The 19844-nt window shown below is 63.9% G+C and carries 21 protein-coding genes; 9 read left to right on the top strand and 12 right to left on the bottom strand.

All coding sequences use genetic code 11. The features are described 5' to 3' along the window. Positions 1-207: 207 nt before the first annotated feature. On the bottom strand, positions 208-1719 hold the full coding sequence (locus IEX85_RS04190) for a YifB family Mg chelatase-like AAA ATPase (RefSeq protein WP_188858642.1): 1512 nt from the start codon (positions 1717-1719) through the stop codon (positions 208-210). 114 nt (positions 1720-1833) lie between these two features. Further along, positions 1834-2103, bottom strand: a complete 270-nt coding sequence (locus IEX85_RS04185; RefSeq protein ID WP_188858640.1) for an accessory factor UbiK family protein — start codon at positions 2101-2103, stop codon at positions 1834-1836. Positions 2104-2419: 316 nt separating this feature from the next. On the opposite strand from IEX85_RS04185, the gene glnK (IEX85_RS04180) reads away from it, so the two are divergent. The 6 genes from glnK (IEX85_RS04180) (at position 2420) to astD (ending at position 8311) form a co-directional block, all read left to right on the top strand. Next, positions 2420-2758 carry a P-II family nitrogen regulator gene (gene glnK, locus IEX85_RS04180; protein ID WP_188858638.1) on the top strand — a complete coding sequence of 113 codons (339 nt, stop codon included), beginning with the start codon at positions 2420-2422 and terminating at the stop codon, positions 2756-2758. Between the two features lie 41 nt (positions 2759-2799). Further along, positions 2800-4074 (top strand): ammonium transporter AmtB, encoded by a 1275-nt coding sequence (amtB, locus tag IEX85_RS04175; RefSeq protein WP_188858636.1) that lies wholly within the window; start codon positions 2800-2802, stop codon positions 4072-4074. Positions 4075-4322: 248 nt separating this feature from the next. Further along, complete coding sequence (gene glnK, locus IEX85_RS04170; RefSeq protein ID WP_188858634.1) at positions 4323-4661, top strand: P-II family nitrogen regulator; 339 nt, start codon at positions 4323-4325, stop codon at positions 4659-4661. Positions 4662-4956: 295 nt separating this feature from the next. Continuing rightward, the gene (locus IEX85_RS04165) at positions 4957-5772 is read left to right on the top strand and encodes a DUF1338 domain-containing protein (protein WP_188858632.1); all 816 of its coding nucleotides are present in this window, start codon (positions 4957-4959) and stop codon (positions 5770-5772) included. A gap of 17 nt (positions 5773-5789) precedes the next feature. Beyond that, the gene (astA, locus tag IEX85_RS04160) at positions 5790-6824 is read left to right on the top strand and encodes an arginine N-succinyltransferase (RefSeq protein WP_188858630.1); all 1035 of its coding nucleotides are present in this window, start codon (positions 5790-5792) and stop codon (positions 6822-6824) included. Further along, the gene (astD, locus tag IEX85_RS04155) at positions 6821-8311 is read left to right on the top strand and encodes a succinylglutamate-semialdehyde dehydrogenase (RefSeq protein ID WP_188858628.1); all 1491 of its coding nucleotides are present in this window, start codon (positions 6821-6823) and stop codon (positions 8309-8311) included. Before astA ends, astD begins: the two co-directional genes overlap by 4 nt. Here astD and IEX85_RS04150 read toward each other — a convergent pair. Together IEX85_RS04150 and IEX85_RS04145 are read right to left on the bottom strand one after the other, a co-directional pair. Next, positions 8283-9575 (bottom strand): sensor histidine kinase, encoded by a 1293-nt coding sequence (locus IEX85_RS04150; protein WP_188858627.1) that lies wholly within the window; start codon positions 9573-9575, stop codon positions 8283-8285. The two genes, astD and IEX85_RS04150, sit on opposite strands and share 29 nt — an antisense overlap. Next, positions 9572-10276: a response regulator transcription factor gene (locus tag IEX85_RS04145; RefSeq protein WP_188858625.1), complete on the bottom strand. Its 705-nt coding sequence runs from the start codon at positions 10274-10276 to the stop codon at positions 9572-9574. The genes IEX85_RS04150 and IEX85_RS04145 overlap by 4 nt, the downstream gene beginning before the upstream one ends. Before the next feature lie 147 nt (positions 10277-10423). On the opposite strand from IEX85_RS04145, the gene IEX85_RS04140 reads away from it, so the two are divergent. Further along, positions 10424-10924: a Spy/CpxP family protein refolding chaperone gene (locus IEX85_RS04140; protein WP_188858623.1), complete on the top strand. Its 501-nt coding sequence runs from the start codon at positions 10424-10426 to the stop codon at positions 10922-10924. A gap of 324 nt (positions 10925-11248) precedes the next feature. Here IEX85_RS04140 and trmB read toward each other — a convergent pair whose 3' ends face one another. From trmB to ftsY, 8 genes are all read right to left on the bottom strand, one after another. After that, positions 11249-11941, bottom strand: coding sequence for a tRNA (guanosine(46)-N7)-methyltransferase TrmB (gene trmB, locus IEX85_RS04135; RefSeq protein ID WP_188858621.1), 693 nt, complete (start codon positions 11939-11941; stop codon positions 11249-11251). Between the two features lie 69 nt (positions 11942-12010). Continuing rightward, on the bottom strand, positions 12011-12805 hold the full coding sequence (locus tag IEX85_RS04130) for a thiazole synthase (protein WP_188858619.1): 795 nt from the start codon (positions 12803-12805) through the stop codon (positions 12011-12013). 107 nt (positions 12806-12912) lie between these two features. Next, a complete protein-coding gene (gene thiS / locus IEX85_RS04125; protein WP_188858618.1) occupies positions 12913-13113 on the bottom strand; it encodes a sulfur carrier protein ThiS in 201 nt (66 codons plus the stop codon). A 34-nt stretch (positions 13114-13147) separates the two neighbouring features. Further along, positions 13148-13555, bottom strand: coding sequence for a DUF423 domain-containing protein (locus IEX85_RS04120; RefSeq protein ID WP_188858616.1), 408 nt, complete (start codon positions 13553-13555; stop codon positions 13148-13150). Between the two features lie 165 nt (positions 13556-13720). Further along, complete coding sequence (gene rpoH, locus IEX85_RS04115) at positions 13721-14578, bottom strand: RNA polymerase sigma factor RpoH (RefSeq protein ID WP_188858614.1); 858 nt, start codon at positions 14576-14578, stop codon at positions 13721-13723. A gap of 140 nt (positions 14579-14718) precedes the next feature. Further along, entirely contained in the window at positions 14719-15726 is a 1008-nt protein-coding gene (gene ftsX, locus IEX85_RS04110; RefSeq protein WP_188858612.1) for a permease-like cell division protein FtsX, read from the bottom strand. After that, a complete protein-coding gene (gene ftsE / locus IEX85_RS04105; protein WP_229721785.1) occupies positions 15713-16384 on the bottom strand; it encodes a cell division ATP-binding protein FtsE in 672 nt (223 codons plus the stop codon). Before ftsE ends, ftsX begins: the two co-directional genes overlap by 14 nt. A gap of 26 nt (positions 16385-16410) precedes the next feature. Continuing rightward, positions 16411-17715: a signal recognition particle-docking protein FtsY gene (ftsY, locus tag IEX85_RS04100; protein WP_188859409.1), complete on the bottom strand. Its 1305-nt coding sequence runs from the start codon at positions 17713-17715 to the stop codon at positions 16411-16413. A gap of 233 nt (positions 17716-17948) precedes the next feature. Here ftsY and IEX85_RS04095 point away from each other — a divergent pair, with 233 nt between their 5' ends. Then, a complete protein-coding gene (locus tag IEX85_RS04095) occupies positions 17949-19142 on the top strand; it encodes a peptidase M16 family protein (RefSeq protein WP_188858610.1) in 1194 nt (397 codons plus the stop codon). Between the two features lie 64 nt (positions 19143-19206). Then, entirely contained in the window at positions 19207-19836 is a 630-nt protein-coding gene (gene rsmD / locus IEX85_RS04090; RefSeq protein WP_188858608.1) for a 16S rRNA (guanine(966)-N(2))-methyltransferase RsmD, read from the top strand. The last annotated feature ends 8 nt before the right edge of the window (positions 19837-19844 follow it).

Genomic DNA, 19844 nt, shown 5'->3' with positions numbered 1-19844 from the left:
CGTAGGATGGGGCAAGCAATGCAATGGCATCGGCTCCACGCTTGGCTATGCGGCCAGGGCATCGCGGCCCCATCATATCGATCGCTGTACAGATCGATTGGCGGCAGCCGGCACAGCTGTTGGGTTACGCGGCGCGAAAGCCCGGTAGAAAGCCGATTCCACAGGCATGCCGCCGCTCCACCCAACCTACATCTAAACCGCAACGCGTCACCGGTTCCCCCGGTCCGCCAGCCCCTGACGAAATCCGATGGCTTCGAGCAGTTGCGGTTCTCCGACCCGCTGAGCGCCGGACAGATCCGCCAGCGTCCGCGCCACCCGCAGCACCCGGTGGCAGGCCCGCGCCGACAACCCCAGACGCGATGCCGCCTGCACCAGTAGCGCGCGACCGGCGTGGTCCAGCCCGCAGGCCTGTTCCAGCGGCGTACCGCTCAGCTCCCGGTTCGGACAGCCCTGGCGCCGCTGCTGGATATCGAGTGCCGCAGCGACCCGCTGCGCCACCGAGGCGCTCGCCTCTCCGCCACCGCCGGGCAGCAGCAGTTCGTCGGCCGGTAACGCGGCTACGTTGAGCAGCATGTCGAAGCGATCCAGCAACGGGCCGGACAACCGCGCCTGATAGCGCTGAATCTGATCCGGCGTGCAGCGGCAGCGGCCGCCGGCATCGCCGAAGTAGCCGCAGGGGCAGGGGTTCATTGCGGCCAGCAACTGAAACCGGGCCGGAAAACTGACCTGTCGCGCCGCTCGCGAGATCAGGATTTCGCCGGTTTCCAGCGGCTCGCGCAGCACTTCCAGCACCGCACGGGGAAACTCCGGCAGCTCGTCGAGGAACAGCACGCCACGGTGCGCCAGCGAAATTTCACCGGGCCTGGGCTGGCTGCCACCGCCGACCAGGGCCGCAGCCGAAGCGGTATGATGGGGATTGCGGAAGGGCCGCTCGCCGCGGGCCAGGGCGCCGACCGAGCGGCCTGCGACGGAATAGGCAGCCGCGACCTCGAGCCGCTCGCGCTCGTCGAGCGGCGGCAGCAACGACGGCAGCCTCGCGGCCAGCATGCTCTTGCCGCTTCCGGGTGGTCCGCTGAACAGAAGATTGTGTCCGCCCGCCGCGGCGACCTCCAGCGCCCGCCGTGCCTGGAACTGACCTTTGACGTCGGCAAGATCGGGCAGGCCCTCCAGCCCGGAGTCCGGCGCCGCAACCGGCTTTTCCAGCTCGCCATCGCCGCGCAATGCCGCGCAGACTTCGAGCAGGTGAGCGGTGGCACGAATATCGACATCCTGCACCAGCGCCGCTTCTGCACCGTTGTCGCGCGGCACCAGCAGTCGCCGCTGCACGTCGCGACAGGCGACCGCCGCCGGCAGCACGCCACTCACCGGCCGAACCTGGCCGGATAACGTCAGCTCTCCGAGCACTTCCCAGCCATCCAGCTCACCGCCCGGCAACTGCCGGGACGCCGCCAGCACCCCCAGCGCGATGGCCAGGTCATAACGACCGCCTTCCTTGGGAAGATCGGCGGGGGCCAGGTTGACGGTGATGCGTCGCTGCGGGTAGTCGAATCCGGCATTGATCAGCGCACTGCGCACCCGATCCTTGGACTCGCGCACCGCCGCCTCGGGCAATCCAACGATGGACAGCGACGGCAGACCGCCGGACAGGTGCACCTCGACGGTGACCGCCGGCGCCGAAACGCCGAGCACCGCGCGCGAATGAACCACCGCAAGCGACATGGGCTCCCTCCCTGGGAATCAGCGCCGGGAGATCCTCTCCGACGCTCAACGCACCATCATTGTGCATTTTTTCGACAGCCCTGAATCGGGCTGTCATCCGCACCGACGCTGTATTCAGTCGCCGGCAGGCGTTTCGTGCGCCAGGCGCGCCTCGATTTCGGCCAGCTTCGCTTCCATCTGGTCGACCTTTTCACGGGTGCGCGCCAGAACGGCCGCCTGGGCATCGAACTCCTCACGCGTTACCAGATCCAGGCGCGCGAAGCTGCCCTGCAACAGCGAACGCACCTGCTGCCGCATCGCCTCCTGGCCAGGCAACTCGCGGCCCCCGGCGAACAGCTCGCTGAGCTGACTCGACAGGCTTTCTATCAACTTTTGATTCAACATGATTCGAACTCCGTTTTGCTGCAGCTTAGCATTTTCGCTATCAGGCCGCAGTTCCGACATCGCCGGTTTCGGCCATGCCTCTCCAGGAAGCACTTAAATGGGGCGTGCACAAAATTTGTGCACCCATAAACCCCTTTCTGGTGCCCCAACTCTGCTCCTGCCCGGACATTTTTTCACACACACAACTCAATTCATTGTTTTTAAAGAACTTATTAAAAGCTGGCACAAGATTGGCTTTTACGTGATCAACCGTTTCGGGTCATTAGCTGCCGGGGCGGCTTTTGAAGGAAGCAAATTAGACGCGGGGGACAGACCCATGAAACTCATATCGGCGATTATCAAGCCATTCAAGCTGGACGACGTCCGCGAGGCGCTTTCCGAAATTGGCGTCCAGGGTATCACCGTCACGGAAGTCAAAGGCTTCGGCCGCCAGAAAGGACACACCGAACTCTATCGTGGCGCTGAATACGTGGTGGACTTTCTGCCCAAGGTACGCGTCGATGCGGCCGTCTCGGCCGACATCGTCGAACAGGTCGTCGATGCTATCAGCAAGGCGGCGCAGACCGGCAAGATCGGTGACGGCAAAATCTTCGTCACGCCGCTCGAGCAGGTCATTCGCATCCGTACCGGCGAGTCCGGCAAAGACGCACTCTGATTATAACTTTACCAATCGCGCCTTAACGGAGGGCTGACGAGATGGAAGAACTTCTGAAAACCACCGCTGCGGACCTAACGCAGCTCAAATACGCTCTGGACACCTTTTACTTCCTGGTCTGCGGTGCCCTGGTCATGTGGATGGCCGCGGGTTTCGCAATGCTCGAAGCGGGCCTGGTGCGCGCCAAGAACACCACCGAAATCCTGACCAAGAACATTGCCCTGTACGCCATCGCCTGTACCCTGTACCTGCTGTGCGGCTACTACATCATGTACAGCTCCGATGCCGGCGGCATCCTGCCGAACCTCGGCGGACTGATCGGCAGCGAGAACAGCGTCGACGCGGTGCTGGCAGGCGGCGATGACGCCCCCTACTACTCCTCCCGCTCGGACTTCTTCTTCCAGGTCGTCTTTGTCGCAACCGCCATGTCCATCGTTTCCGGTGCCGTGGCCGAGCGCATGAAGCTGTGGGCCTTCCTGGCGTTCGCAGTCGTCATGACCGGCTTCATCTACCCGGTCGAAGGCTACTGGACCTGGGGCGGCGGCTTCCTGAGCGAAGCAGGTTTCTCCGACTTCGCAGGTTCCGGTATCGTCCACATGGCAGGTGCTGCCGCAGCTCTGGCCGGCGTGCTGGTCCTGGGCGCCCGTAAAGGCAAGTACGGCAAGAACGGCGAAATCAACGCCATCCCGGGTGCCAACCTGCCGCTGGCAACCCTGGGTACCTTCATCCTGTGGCTGGGCTGGTTCGGCTTCAACGGCGGCTCCGAGCTGAAGCTGTCCGATGTCGGCGAAGCCAATGCCGTGGCTCAGGTCTTCGTCAACACCAACGCTGCTGCTGCCGGTGGTGTCATCGCGGCCCTGATCACCGCCCGCCTGTGGTTCAAGAAAGCTGACCTCACCATGGCCCTGAACGGCGCCCTGGCAGGTCTCGTGGCCATCACCGCCGAGCCGCTGGCTCCGACCGCTCTGGCCTCGACCATCATCGGTGCGATCGGCGGTATCGTGGTCGTCTTCTCCATCGTCACTCTGGACAAGGTCAAGATCGACGATCCGGTCGGCGCCATCTCCGTCCACGGCGTAGTCGGCATCTGGGGCCTGCTGGCGGTACCTTTCAACAATGCAGAAGCCACCTTCGGTGCGCAGCTGCTGGGTATCGTATCCATCTTCGCCTGGGTCTTCCTCGCCAGCCTGGTTGTCTGGCTGGTGCTGAAAGCTGTCATGGGTGTCCGTGTCAGCGAGGAGGAAGAGTACGAAGGTGTCGATATCGCGGAATGCGGTATGGAAGCCTACCCGGAATTCAGCGCCAGCAAGAAGTAACAGGCTGAGCCGGATCGACAAGGCGCCCCGACGGGGCGCCTTTTTGTCTTTGACATCGAGACCCGCCGGCCGTTTACGCGACCCGCTGTGCGACCGAAGCTCATTACAGTTATACTGGCGTGAATTTACAGCATGTCCGTGCAGGGAAAGACCGGACGGATCTGCGCTTTGTGTAGCCAGCCCGTCGCACGGGTTCGAAATCATCCAACGCAGCACCCTGTGCCGGGGATGCCTGAAGGGAGCAAGCCATGAAACTGATCACTGCGGTAATCAAACCATTCAAACTGGACGATGTGCGCGAGGCCCTGTCCGAAATCGGCATCCAGGGCGTCACCGTCACCGAGGTCAAGGGTTTCGGCCGCCAGAAAGGCCACACCGAGCTCTACCGCGGCGCCGAGTACGTCGTCGACTTCCTGCCCAAGGTCAAGATCGAGGTCGCCGTCGATGACGATATGGTCGACCAGGTGATCGAAGCCGTTACCAAGACCGCCAATACCGGCAAAATCGGCGACGGCAAGATCTTCGTCATGCCGCTGGAGCAGGTCATACGCATCCGTACCGGCGAGACCGGACCGGACGCGCTCTAACGCCAAACCGGCATGAAAAAAGCAAAGCACTCTCCGGAGTGCTTTTTTTGTGTTGCCACCCCTTCCTGACAGCACCGATGCCCCCTGCCCGCGGCTTTACCAGTCCCCGCCAGCCCTCCTGATCCGTAGAATCACCTCGACCTGCACCGGGACCGTCTACACTGAACCCAGTGATAGCCGGGCCTCGCGGCGATATCGGCCTGCCCGCCCGGCATAAACCGGGCAGCGACGAGCAGTCGACTGCAGTCTGAGCGTGCCAACCCGAGCGGATGGGTGATCCGCGGGAGGCTGCAAGATGATTCACGAACAACTGAAACCGGCACTGGACGCAATCTGGCAGGACTTCCTGAGCCTCAGTCCCCAGACCCGGCGCATTCACGACCTGCTTGCGGCCTGCAACCCCCGGGTCGTCACCGACCACATCGAACTGCGCACCTACGACCTGCCACGGGTCGGCATTGCGCACCTGGCCCGCCCCTTCGAAGAGGCCGGTTACGGTGCCTGCGGCGAATATCGATTTCCGGTCGAGCAGCTTTTCGCCCGCCATTACGAGCACCCGGATCCCGGCCTGCCGAAACTGTTCATATCCGAGTTCCACGTCGACTGTCTCGACGATGACGCCCGCAACATCATTCACCAGCTGGTCAGCCAGATACCCGATACGGCGCTCTCGAGAGACGATTTCGCCTGGTCCGGGCGGCACTGGAAGATCGACTACGACACCTACCGCCAGCTGCGTGCACTGTCCGAGCACGCGGCCTGGGTCGCCGCTTTCGGCTTCAGGGCCAGTCATTTCACGGTGCTGGTCAATGATCTGCAGTCCCACCGCAGCATCGATGAGATCAACGATTTCCTGCTGCAGCACGGCTTTCGGCTCGACACCTCCGGAGGCCTGGTCAAGGGGACCCCGGACGAGTATCTCGAGCAGACCTCGACGCTGGCCGATCAGGTGGAGGTGCGTTTCAGCGACCGTACGGCCCTTGTACCCGGCGGCTACTGCGAGTTTGCGAAACGCTACCCTAGGCCCGACGGCCAGCTCTATCAGGGGTTTGTCGCCGCTTCGGCCGGGAACTTGTCGGCGAACGGCCTGCAGTGCCCGACAGGATACTGAACGCAGGGAGAGCGCCGATGATCATCATCCGACCGATCCGTGAATCCGACTACCAGGTGCTGTCCGATATCGCGCGCGAGTCCGGCCCCGGTTTTACCTCGCTGCCGGAAAATCCCGATCTGCTAAGGCGCAAGATCGAGCGCACCTGCGATGCCCTGGCCGCCGAGCCCTGTCTCGATGGCAGCCAGGGCTACCTGTTCGTGGCCGAGGATACCGACAGCGGCGAGGTGGTCGGTACCTGCGGCATCGAAACCGCGGTCGGTCTCAACGAGCCCTGGTACCACTACCGCATCGGCACGGCGGTGCATGCCTCGCGCGAGCTCAACGTCTACAACGCCTTTCGCACCCTCGACCTGTGCAATGACTACACCGGCTGCGCCGAGGTCTGCACGCTGTACCTGAAGCCGGATTACCGCCAGGGCAGCAACGGCAGGCTGCTGTCGAAAAGCCGCTTTATGTTCATGGCCGAATTCCCGGAGCGTTTCGCCGAACGGGTCATCGCCGAAATGCGGGGCTACTCCGACGATCAGGGGCGCTCGCCGTTCTGGGACGGCCTCGGTCGTCACTTTTTTTCGATGGAATACTCCGAAGCCGACTACCTGACGGGCTCCGGCAACAAGGTTTTCATCGCCGAGCTGATGCCCAAGCACAGCATCTATCTGCACCTGCTGCCAGAGGCGGCGCAGGAGGTGATCGGCCAGGTTCACCGCAACACCGAACCTGCGCGGCGCATGCTCGAAAGCGAGGGCTTTCGTTTCGAAGGCTATATCGACATCTTCGATGCCGGCCCCACCGTGGCAACGCGCCTCCACGATATCCGCAGCGTGCGCGACAGCCGCTACGTCAAGGCCCGCATCGGCGCCGAGCCCCCGGACGGCGACGGTCTGTTCCTGGTCAGCAATACCAAACTGGCGGACTTTCGCTGCACAGTCGCACCGCTGCGGCCCGAAAGCAGCTCGGTGCAGATCGACCAGAGGCTGGCGGATGCGCTGCAGGTCAACGGCGGCGAGCCGCTGCGCATCGTGCCGCTGAAAGCGAGGCAATCATCATGATCGAAGGTCCCTCCCTTTTTATCAACGGCCAGTGGCGCGCGGGCGACGGTGCCGATATGGAATCGGTCAACCCCGCCAACGGTCATCATATCTGGCGCGGTCGCAGCGCCACCGCCGAGCAGGTCGACGACGCCGTCGGGGCAGCCCGTGAGGCCTTCGAGCACTGGCGGTCGCAGACCTTCGAGCAGCGCGCGACGCTGCTGCGCCGCTTCGTGAGCCAGATCGAGCACCACCGCGAACTGCTGGTCGACACCTTCGGGCAGGAAACCGGAAAACCGCTGTGGGAAGCCGACACCGAGGTTGCGGCGATGATCGCCAAGGCCGACATTTCGATCCAGGCCGGCCTCGAGCGCAGCGGCGAGAAGCACAAACACAACGGCAAGGTGGTGTCTGCGCTGCGCCACCGCCCCCACGGCGTGGTCGCGATTTTCGGGCCCTACAACTTCCCCGCACACCTGCCCAACGGGCATATCATGCCGGCGCTCCTTGCAGGCAACACCCTGGTCTTCAAGCCCAGCGAGCTGACGCCCAGGGTCGCCGAACTCTGCCTGCACCTGTGGCAGAAAGCCGACCTCCCGGACGGCGTGCTGAACCTGGTACAGGGCGGACGCACCACCGGCCAGGCGCTGGCCGCGCACGACGGCATCGACGGCCTGTTCTTCACCGGCAGCGCCAGTACCGGCAGCTATCTGCACCAGCAGTTCGGCGGCCATCCGGAAAAAATCCTGGCGCTGGAAATGGGTGGCAACAATCCGCTGATCTTCGCCGACAGCGGCGATCTCGATGCCGCCGTGCTGACGACCATTCAATCCGCCTACCTCAGCGCTGGCCAGCGCTGTACCTGCGCCCGGCGGCTGTTCGTTCCCCGGGGCAGCCGCGGCGATGACTTTGTCGAGCGGCTGTGCCAGGCCGTGCTGGCCATCGAAACCGGCCCCTACAATCAGCAGCCGGCGCCCTTCATGGGCGCACTGATCGATGTTCCGGCACTGGAGCGAATGCTCAAGGCCCAGCATCGGCTCTCCGAACTCGGCGGCCGCGTGCTGGTGTCGATGAGTCAGCTGAGACCGAAAAGCGCCCTGCTGTCGCCGGGTCTGATCGATGTCAGCGCGGTCAAGGACCTACCTGATGAGGAGTACTTCGGGCCGCTGCTGCAGCTCTTGCGCTATGACAGCTTCGATGAGGCCCTGCAGCTGGCCAACCGCACCCGCTTCGGCCTTTCGGCCGGGCTCTTCAGCGAGAACGAGCACCTCTATCAGCGCTTTCTGCAACGCATCCGCGCCGGCATCGTCAACTGGAACCGACCTTTGACCGGCGCCAGCAGCAGCCTGCCGTTCGGCGGCGTCGGCATCAGCGGCAACCACAGGCCCAGCGCCTGGTATGCGGCCGACTACTGCGCCTACCCGGTGGCCTCTCTCGAGGCCGAAGCCCTGGAGATGCCGCCGCAGCTGCCGCCCGGCCTCAGCCTGCCAGCGGCAGGCGGATCATAACTTCCAGGCCACCGTCGGGGTGGTTGAGCGCCTCGATGCTCCCGCCCAGACGGGTGACCGCGCGCCGGGCGATGCTGAGACCGAGCCCGTAACCGTCACTTTGGGCGCCGTTGCCGGTGCGGTAAAAAGGCTCGAACAGCCGGGCAAGCTGCGCCGGCTCCACACCGGGCCCTGCGTCCCGCACCCGCAGCAGGGCCTGCGCCCCTTTGCGCTCCAGCACGATATCGATGGCCGCCTCATCCGGGGTATGCTTGAGCGCGTTGCTCAGTACATTGCCCAGGGCACGCTCAAGAAGCTGAGGATTCCCAGTTACCTTGAGCCCCTTGCCGATACGGCTGCGCAACTCACGCCCGGGCGCCTGAAAGCGGGCATCCTCGAGCATTTCCGACAGCTGGGCGCCGACATCGAAGGTGCCGCTGCCCTGCTCCATCGTATCGAGCCGCGACAGCGACAGGATCTCGTCGATCAGCCGGTTGATGCGACTGCACTCGCGATTGACCCGCGTGACCAGACTGTCGTCCTCGCCAAGGCGCTGCTCCAGCAGTCCTGCCGCGGCCTGCATCCGCGCCAGTGGCGCGCGCAGCTCGTGCGACACATCCTGCATCAGCCTCTGGCTGGCGCCGAGGGTCTGCTCGACATAATCGGCCATGGCGTTGAATTCCCGCGCCAGCTCGCCGATCTCGTCGCCCCGGCCGATCAGGCGCCGTTCACTGCGTGCCGCCAGGTCACCCTGATAGAGCGCCCGGGCGTGCTGACGCAGCCGGTTTACCGGCCGGACCACCAGCATGCTCAGCAGCATGCTGGCAAGCGCCGAGAACAGCAGGATCAGCACGAATTGCACCGAAACCAGCAAGCCCAGCAGCCGATCCAGCTGTCGGCTTCGCGGCCGTGGCGCCAGCTCCAGCCGATAGTGCCGGCCGCTATCGCTTTGCAGCACCAGGGTTCGCTCCGGTTTCGAGTCGGGGCCCCGTGCCGGAATACCGTCGTAAATGACCCGGCCACTGACCTCCTCGGTCAGCCTGATGCCGGGCCAGCGTTTGTGGCGCCGCGCCTCGCGGTCGGAATCGGCGTGTCTGCTGTCGTCCCGCTCGTAACGGTCCATCAGCCTTTCCGCCACCGCGCGTGCCCTGACTTCCTGAACGTCGGCATCGCGCTGGCGCTCGGCGATACCGCCAACGATCAGCACCGTTGCCAGCACGATCAGCGCGCTGCCGAGCCAGAATGTCAGGAAAATCTTCCAGAACAGGCTGCGATACCATTTCATGGCGTTTCCCGTACCAGCTGATAGCCTTCTCCGCGTACCGTCTTGATCAACTCGAGGTCGCCGACAACCGGCGCCAGCTTCTGCCGGACCCGGCTGATATGGACGTCGATCGCCCGGTCATAGGCGGTAAGCGGACGATGCAGCACCAGCTCGGTCAGCTCGCCCTTGCTCATGACCCTGCCGGCGTTTTCCATCAGATAGGCCAGCACGTTGAACTCGGCACTGGTCAGGTCGACGGGCTGCCCGGCAACCATCAGTTCCCGCTGACCCGGGTCCAGCCGAATGCCGTGCATTTCGAGCGGCCGCTCGGGAAAACGGGTTCGGGAGCCGGCGCCGTCCGAACGTCGCCGCACCGCCCTGATCCGCGCCAGCAGTTCACGGGGATTGCACGGCTTGCCTAGATAATCGTCGGCGCCCATTTCCAGGCCCAGGATACGATCGATCTCCTCGCCGCGGCCGGTGAGCATGATCACCGGAAGCTGCACCCGTGGCCGCAGTTGCTGCAGCAGTTCGAGGCCACTCTGTCCCGGCATCATGATGTCGAGCACCATCAGATCATAAGTTTTACCGCCCCCGATGCACGCCAGGGCTTCATCGGCGTTATGGGCATAGTCGACTTCATAGTTCTCGTGACGCAGATAGTCACCCAGCAGCTGGCACAGCTCGGTATCGTCATCCACCAGCAACAGACGTTCTTTCATTGCCTTTCCTCTCGACGTTGCCCGCTTATGATAACCCCGCCCGCATCACCGCTGCCGGGCTTTACCTATCTTTACAGAGGCGCAACCCAAGTTTGCATTTCCGCGGGCCATACTGCCGTCATCGAATCGAAAAACGGAGACAGACCAATGCGCAAGCCACTGATTATCGCCCTGACCGCTCTTGCCCTGAGCGCCACCACCGCCGGCATCGCAACGGCCCACGATAAGAGTGACGGCGGCTGGGGCCGGCACAATCCGCAAGAACGCATGGAGCGCATGGCCGAACGCCTCGATCTGAGTGACGAGCAGCGCAGCCAGATGCAGGCACTGATGGAGAAGCAGCACGAACAGCGCCCGGAACGGGGTGAGGGTCGAGAAATCTACCGCCAGTTGCAGGACCTGGACCCCGCTGCTGCGGACTACCAGCAGCAGCTCGATGACCTGGTCAAACAGGCCCAGGACCGCGTCGGCGAGCGCATCCGCGCCCGCGCCGAACACCGCGCTGCAGTGGCCGAAATCCTGACCGACGAACAGGAACAGAAGCTGGCGGACTGGAGAAAGGAACGCCGGGAAAACTGGAAAGAGCATCACGGCGGCAAGGGACATCACGGCGAGCGCGGTCACGGCGACTGCGACCGGGACGACTAATCGCAATCAACACCTTTTCCCCTGAGCCCCGTTAATCGGGGCCTTTTGGGGTTCACCGCATTTAAGCGGGAAAGCTGTCAAACGAAGCAAAAGTAGGATGGGTGGAGCCGCATTGGCACCCTGCTTAACGCTTTCAGCGAGGTTGACGCAGCGCAACCCATCAAGGAGTCGGTACATGCATAGTGCCGAACCGACGCCCAAGATGGGTTGCACGACGCCCTGGCCACATTAGTGACGGATACGCCGTACCGACGCGTCGCTCCACCCATCCTACGATTTACGTTTTTCCCGCTTAAGCGCGATGAACTCTTTTTGCGGCACCGCTCAAGCGGTACGTTCGAAGATCAGATCCCAGACGCCGTGGCCGAGCTTCTCGCCACGGTTCTGGAACTTGGTCACCGGACGGAAATCCGGCTGCGGCGAGTACTGACCTTCCCCGGCTGCATTGCGAAAACCTTCGGCCGCGCTCATGACTTCCATCATCTGCTCGGCGTAGTTCTCCCAGTCGGTCGCCATATGGAACTGGCCGCCGATCCTGAGCTTCTTGCGTATGGCCTGCACGAATGCCGGCTGCACGATACGGCGCTTGTGATGGCGCTTCTTGTGCCAGGGGTCCGGGAAGAACAGCTGCAGGCAGTCGAGACTGCCATCGGGAATGCATTCGGCCAGCACCTCAACGGCATCGTCGCAGTAGACGCGGATGTTGCCGATTCCCTCGTTGCGGGCGTTGTTCAGCAAACGGCCGACACCGGGCTTGTGAACCTCGATGCCGATATAGTTCTTCTCCGGCATCTGCCGCGCCATCTGCAGCAGGGAATCGCCCATACCGAAGCCGATCTCCAGCACCAGTGGCGCCTCGCGGCCGAACACCTGTGCCGGATCGATCATGCCGTCGGCTTTTTCCAGCCCCATCTCCGGCCAGGCTTGCTCGAATCCGCGCTGCTGGCCTTCGGTCATGCGGCCGGCGCGCAATACAAAACTGCGCACACGGCGCATCGGTTTCTGTTCTTCAGTCATTTTTAATCGTTACGGGTGACAGGTTACGGGTGACAGGTCACCCGTCACTCGTAACCTGTCACGCTTGTTTCAAATAATGGTGCCTTCGAGCGGCGACGAGGCGCTGGCGTATCGCTTGCGCGGCATACGACCGGCCAGGAAAGCCTCGCGACCGGCTTCGATCGCCTTGCGCATCGCCGATGCCATCAGGATCGGATCCCGGGCCGCAGCAATGGCGGTATTCATCAGCACGCCCTCGCAGCCCATTTCCATGGCAATGGCAGCATCGGATGCGGTACCCACGCCGGCGTCCACCAGCACGGGGACTTCTGCCGCCTCCATGATCAGGCGGATATTGTGCGGGTTCAGGATGCCGAGACCGGAGCCGATCAGCGAACCCAGCGGCATCACCGCGACGCAGCCCATCTCTTCCAGCTGCTTGGCGACGATCGGGTCGTCGTTAGTGTAGACCATCACCTTGAAGCCATCGCGAACCAGGGTCTCGGCGGCTTTCAGGGTTTCGACAATGTTCGGATACAGAGTTTTCTGGTCGCCCAGCACTTCGAGCTTCACCAGATCGTGCCCGTCCAGCAGCTCGCGCGCCAGACGGCAGGTACGAACCGCGTCCTCCGCCGTGTAGCAGCCGGCGGTGTTGGGCAGGATGGTGTATTTGTCCGGGGAGACGGCGTCGAGCAGGTTGGGCTCGTCGGCATTCTGGCCGATATTGGTGCGACGCACCGCCACCGTGACGATCTGTGCACCGCTGGCCTCGATTGCCAGACGGGTTTCGTCCAGATCCTTGTATTTCCCGGTTCCGACCAGCAGCCTGGAGTTGTATTCCTTACCCGCGATGATCAGCGGGTCATGATGCTTTTGCTCTGACATTCGTCTCCACCGTTTTGTTATGAATTACCCTGTATCTGCATCGGGCTGCTGCAGCTGCTCCCGCGCCACAACGGAGGCACGACAACTCCTGCAGCCCCTTTGCGGCCTCAGCCCCCGCCTATCGCATGCACGATTTCGACGCGGTCGCCATCGTTGAGCGAAAGCCTGTCGTGTTCGCTGCGCGGCACGATCTCGAGGTTCACCTCGGCGGCAATACGCTTGCCGGCGAAGCCGAGCTGTTCGACCAGCTCCGCAAGGCTGGCGCCGTCGCGAAGCTCCATGTTGTCACCGTTTACCTGAATTCGCATTGTTCCAATTCCGAACTGTCTGTGACGCCAGTGTTCAGTCACCGGCGCGTTGTTGGGGTGTCCGCGGCACCAGCGTGCCCGCCGAGCCGGCTAGCAGCAACCAGCCCAACAAAAAGGCGACACCGCCCAGCGGCGTGACAGCCCCGAGCCAGTGCACGCCGCCAAGCGCCAGCACGTAGAGGCTGCCGCTGAACAGCAGTATGCCGATGCCGAAACAGTAACCGCTGAAACGCAGACGCTTGCCGGCCTGGCCGAACAGCCCGGCGAGTGCCACCAGCAGCCAGGCCAGGCTGTGATAGAACTGGTACTGCACCGCGGTCTGGAAGACCTCGAGCAACGCCGGCGCAAGCTGCGACTTGAGTCCGTGGGCGGCGAAAGCGCCCAGCGCGACCGCGACAAAGCCGCTGCAGGCTGCCAGTCGCAGGTGGATTGCTGCATTCATTTGGGGTCCCGGCACAGAGGCTCCGGTGTCCGCAGACGCCTGAGCGATCAAAAGGGGGCACTATTGTAGCCGAAACCGGCGCCTGGGGGGATGTTGCCAGGGTTTCAGCCGTATAAACGACAGGGGCCGCCCAAAGGCGGCCCCCGGTAACGCGGAGAGCGATTTTCAGGCCTGCAGCAGCGAACCCTTGATCTTCTTCATGGCGTTCTTTTCGAGCTGGCGGATACGCTCGGCGGACACCTGATACTTGGCGGCCAGCTCGTGCAGTGTCGCTTTCTCCTCCTGCAGCCAGCGCTGCACCAGAATATCCTGGCTGCGCTCGTCGAGCTGCTGCATGGCAGCAACCAGTTGCTGCTGCGACTGCTGCTCCCAGTCGGCGTTCTCGAGCTGCAGCGCCGGGTCGGCGCTCTGATCCTCGAGGTAGCTGGCCGGCGCCAGGTAGGCCCGGTCTTCGTCTTCGTCGACCGGCGCATCGAAGGCGGTGTCGGCGGAAGCCAGGCGGCCTTCCATCTGCCGCACCACTGCGGCTTCGACGCCCAGATCCTCGGCCACGGCCTTGACTTCGTCGTTGGTCATCCAGCCCAGGCTCTTCTTCTGCGAGCGCAGATTGAAGAACAGCTTGCGCTGCGCCTTGGTGGTGGCGATCTTGACGATACGCCAGTTACGCAGGATGAATTCGTGCATCTCGGCCTTGATCCAGTGCACGGCAAACGACACCAGCCGTACACCCATGCTGGGATCGAAGCGCTTGACCGCCTTCATCAGGCCGACGTTACCTTCCTGGATCAGGTCGCCCAGCTGCAGTCCGTAGCCGGAGTAGGTCTTGGCGATATGTACAACAAAACGCAGGTGCGACATAACCAGACGGCGCGCCGCTTCCAGATCATTCTGGTAGTAAAGGCGGTCCGCCAGCTCGCGCTCCTCCTCGGCCGACAGCACGGAGATCGAGCTGACCGACTGCATGTAGGCATCCAGGTTGCGTCCCGGAGAGAGGTGTTCGACGAGTTGCAGGCTCTTGCCCATTCAGTTTGACCTCGTTGATACAGTAACTAGCATTGAATCCGCAGCTATGACCGGAGCAAATTCGGTAAGTTCCGGCCGGAGTTCGCGCAGCGGACGGAATAACTTAGCGATTACAACCATAAATCGCAAGTGTGCAGGATTCATGACGGTTCGATCTCGCGCATATGATGCCCGACCGCCAGCCAGGCGCCGAGCCAGCCCAGCAGCAGACTGCAGCCGAGCAGGAGCAGCGCGCCGGCGACGCCGAGGCCCGACGGTTCGAAGTCGCTGCTGTACAGACGCGCAAGCTCCGATACCGGCTCGCTCAGCAGCAGCAGGCTGAACTGGATCAAGCACCAGGCCAGCACAGCCCCGAGCAGGCCATACCAGACGCCGGTATAGAGGAAGGGACGGCGCACCCAGGCATCTGTGCCGCCGATCAGCTTGACGACGACGATCTCGTCACGGCGGCTTTCGATCGCCAGCCGGATGGTGTTGCCGACCACCAGCAGCACCGCCAGCGCGAGCAGCAGCCCCAACACCAGCACGGTACGTTCGGCCAGCAGTACGAAGGCGTTGAGGCGCTGCAGCCACTCCATGTCCAGCACCGCCTCGTCGACCTCAGCCAGCTCCTGGAGCCGAGCCCTGAGCAGCGGCAACTCGGTAATACCGCTGCTGGCCGGCTGCACCAGGATCACCGCCGGCAGCGGATTCTCGTCCAGCAGGTCGACGATATTGCCAAAGCCCGACATTTCCCGAAACTCCACCAGCCCCTGCGTCCGGCTCACCAGTTCCACCGACGACAGGTCGTCGCGCAGCAGCAGACTGCGACTGAAACGGTCGGCAGCCTCGTCGTCGAGATCGGCCCGCAGGTACAGGCTGATACGCGGCTCGTGATCCCAGCCATCGCTCAGCCGCTGCAGGTTGGCAAGCCCGGTCAGCAGAAAGCCCGGCAGCGCCAGCGCAATCGCCAGCACCGCCAGAGTGATCAGAGTTGGCAGCGGCGTGGCGAACAGCCGCGCCCAGCTCTGCCTGGCAACCAGCAGGTGGTGACGGCGCCAGTTGCGGTTGCGGTCGCGCAGTGCAATGCGGTGCTGCTCGGCGCCACGCCGTCCCGGCGCTGCGCTATCGCGGCGCTCCGGCCGCGCGCTTCTGTTATCCGCGGCCATCGGCGATCAGCCTCCCGTTGCGCAATACCAGGGTGCGATGACGCATGCGTTCGATCAGCCCCAGGTCGTGGCTGGCGATCAGCACCGTGGTACCGACGCGGTTGAACTGCTGAAACAGTTTCATGATCTCTTCCGACAACTGGGGGTCCAGGTTTCCGGTTGGCTCGTCCGCCAGCAGTACCTGCGGCTTGTGCACGATGGCACGGGCGATACCGACGCGCTGCTGCTCGCCGCTCGAGAGACTGATCGGGTTCAGGCGCTCCTTGTCGAGCAGACCGACCTTGTTCAGCGCCGCCCGCACCCGGCGCGACGCATCCTCGGTATCGTAGCCGCAGATCTGCAGCGGCAGCACCACGTTGTCGAAAACGCTGCGATCGAACAGCAGCTGATGATTCTGGAACACCACGCCAATGCGGCGCCGGTGGTAGGGAAGCTCGCGCCGCGGCAGACGCGAGAGGTTCTGGTCGCCCACCACGAGCTGCCCCTGCGACGGACGCTCCATCAGCATGATCATCCGCAGCAGGGTGCTCTTGCCTGCCCCGGAGTGCCCTGTCAGGAAGGCCATCTCGCCCTCCCGCAGCGTGAAGGAGACATTGCTAAGAGCCTCCTGCCCGCTGGGATAGCGCTTGCTGACATTGTCGAAACTGATCAGTGCCATCTGGGGTTCCCTCCTGGTGTGGCGGGTCAGTCGAACAGCGCCTTGACGAAATCGTCGGCGGCAAAGGGCCGCAGATCCTCGGCCTGCTCGCCGACACCGATAAAGCGGATCGGCAAGCCTTGCTGCCTGGCGATGGCGAAGATGATGCCGCCCTTGGCGGTGCCGTCGAGCTTGGTCAGGGTGATGCCGCTGACGCCAACCGCTTCGCGGAAGATGCGCGCCTGGCTGAGGGCGTTCTGGCCGGTACCGGCGTCCAGTACCAGCATCACCTCGTGCGGCGCTTCCGGATCCAGCTTCTTCATCACCCGGACCACCTTCTGCAGCTCCTGCATCAGGTTATCCTTGTTCTGCAGCCGTCCGGCGGTATCCGCGATCAGCACATCGACATCACGCGCCTTGGCCGACTGCAGCGCATCGAACAGCACCGACGCCGAATCGGCCCCGGTGTGCTGCGCCACCACCGGCACGGCGTTGCGCTCGCCCCAGACCTGCAGCTGTTCCACCGCCGCCGCGCGGAAGGTGTCGCCGGCCGCCAGCATCACCGACTTGCCCTCGGACTGGTAGCGCTTGGCCAGTTTACCGATGGTGGTGGTCTTGCCGACGCCGTTGACGCCCACCATCAGGATCACGTAGGGGCGCTTTTCCTGATCGATAGCGATATCCAGCGGCTGCTCGACCTCGTGCAGCAGCGACGCCAGCTCCTGCTGCAGCGCCTCCTGCAGGGCCGCCGGATCGGCCAGCTGCTTGCGCTCGACACGATCGGTGAGGCGCTTGATGATCTCGGTGGTCGCCTCGACGCCGACTTCGGCGGTGAGCAGCAGTGTTTCGATATCCTCGAGCAGTTCGTCATCGATTTCCTTGGCGCCCAGGAAAAGATTGCCGAGCTTTTCGCCGAGATTGGCCTTGGTGCGGCTCAGGCCGGCCTTCATGCGGGCAAACATGCCGCCCTGTTTTTCGGCGCTGACGGCAGCGGCGGGCGCAGACTTCGGTTCCGGTCGGGGTCCCTGTGCAGGCTCTGGCTGCGGCTCGGGCTCTGCCTGCGGCTCAGGCGCGGCTTCAGGCTCCGGCGCCACCACGGCAGCAGCGCTGGCGTCGGCCGCAGCAACCTCAGACTCCGCAGCGACCTCAGCTTGCGCAGCTGCGGACGTCTCCCCGCCGGCCTTCTTCGGTTTGGCGGCTTTCGCCGTATCGCCCGGTGCGGCAGCCTTCGGTTGCGCCTTGGTGGGCGTGTCGGTTGCGGCGGCTTCCCGTTTCTTCGCCTTGACGGCCGGTGTTTCGGCCTGGTCCTGCGAACTCTTGTCACCCCGGATATAGAAATAGATCCCGAACATGATGACCAGAAACAGAGCAGCCCCGACCCAGGTTACGATCGAAGGATTCCATCCGTTGTCGACCATCCATCTAAATAAAACTTCCACCTGAATATCCTGTGCAGCTTTCCCGTCGAGCGCGGTATCTTATCATAGGAGTTCGCCGGATTTTGCCGTCCCGATCACGCCGCTGCGGGAAATTTTTCCTACCTCCGGAACACAGAACCCATAGCCTCGACGACAGGAACCCAAGCATGCCCGACACCTACCGGCCGCGCTTCAGCCGCCGGACCCTGAAGACGCTGCTCGTCGTGCTGCCGGGCCTGATTCTGCTGCTGGCCTCCCTCGGCCCCGCCGGGACCGACATACCCATCGCCGAAAAATGGCCGGACCGCGAACTGTACTGGCTGGAACAGCCGGACAGCCCGTATCACGAAGTCCGCCTGATCTACGCTACCGGCCTCGCCATCGCTCCCGCACAGCGTCTCGTCCAGCAGGCGATGGCGGCGCAACTGGAGTCGCGCCTGACCCGGCACGACTGGCCGGCAACGATCAGCGCACAGGCGGACCATCTGCAACTGCGCCTGAGTTGGCCGGCCGCAGCCGGGGTACCCGACCTGAGCCCGCTGCTGCAGCTGTTGACGGCGCCGGAACCCATCCCCGAGACCCAGTTGCAGCGGCTGCAGGCACAACAGTATCTGGCTGGCCAGCAGCCTGACCAGATACTGCTGAACCGTTTTCTGTCGCAGTTGCAGCCCCCGGCTTCGCCGGCGAACCTGGCAGACCGCTGGCAGGCCCTGCAGGCTGCTGTTTCCGGATCGCCCCCGCGGGTATTGATCGGCGGGCCCCGAGCCCCCGATATCGCCGCCCGCACCGCCGACAGCCTGCCCGAGGGTGCCCCCCGGCCAGCGACCAGCATTGCGCCGCTGCAGCCGGTCCGCCAGTTGCGACTGCAGCTGGACGACGCGCGCCACCCGTCCATGCGGCTGCTGGGCGGAGCCGCTGCGGGGCGGGACAGCCCGGACTACGCCAACGAGCTGCTGGCATTCACGAGCCTGAGGCTTCTGCTCGACGCGCAGCCGTCAATGCAGTACCGGCTGCAGTGGCAGGCACTGCACCAGGGCGGCTTTCGCGCTCTGGTGCTGCCGGCGACACTGCAGGACCCGGAAAGCCTGCTGCGCAAAGCCGCGGCCCCCGTCCGCCGCGCCCGGGAGCAGCTGCTGCTGCAGTACCGGGCGCTTCTCGACGCCCCCTCCGGTCAGCTGGACGAGCTGGTCGCCAATGTCCTGTACCAGCGGCCACAGCAACCGCTCGACGCCATTATCGGGGCGCTGGAAGCCGCGGACGAGGATGACATTGGCGCGCGGATGTCGCACTATCTCGACCCCGAACCCCTGATCCGCATCGAGCTGAACGGCACAGGCCTGATGGAGAGTGGTGAGTGGTGAGTGGTGAGTGGTGAGTGGGTGTCGACTGACTTCCGTGAAACGACAATTGGTGACTGGAAACTGCATGGGCAGACACAACAGACCCCGAGGCCGTGCTAAACCGGCCACTTTCGAAGAGGGCGAGCTGCGGATCATCGCCGGCGAGTGGCGTGGGCGACGTCTGAACTTTCCGGCCCTCCAGGGGTTGCGACCGACCCCGGACCGGGTCAGGGAGACCCTGTTCAACTGGCTGCAGGCCTACGTGCCGGGGGCCCGCTGCCTCGACCTTTTCGCCGGCAGCGGCGCGCTGGGACTGGAAGCGCTTTCACGCGGCGCCCTCAGCGCCACCTTCGTGGACAATTCACCGGCGGTGACACGGCAACTGCGCGACAACCTGCAGCGACTCAACGCGCGCAACGCCGAGGTTGTGGAAGCCGCGGCAATGGACTGGCTGTTGCAGCGCCAGACCGATCTGGAGGCGCGCTATGACCTGGTCTTCCTCGACCCGCCGTTTCGCTGCGACCTGCTGCCGCTGGCGTGCGAGCTGCTCGAGTCGCGCAACCTGCTGGCCGACCAGGCGCTGATCTATATCGAAGCCGAGAGCGAACTGGGCCTGCCAAGGCTGCCCGAAAGCTGGAAGGAACTGCGCAGCAAGACCGCCGGTCAGGTAAGCTACCGGCTGTTTATCCGCGAGGGCGAGAGCCTGCCCCAGTAAGCCTTAGA

The sequence above is a fragment of the Marinobacterium nitratireducens genome (assembly GCF_014645375.1).
GTDB classification, from domain to species: domain Bacteria; phylum Pseudomonadota; class Gammaproteobacteria; order Pseudomonadales; family Balneatricaceae; genus Marinobacterium_A; species Marinobacterium_A nitratireducens.
This window is presented reverse-complemented; position numbering and strand designations above follow the sequence as displayed.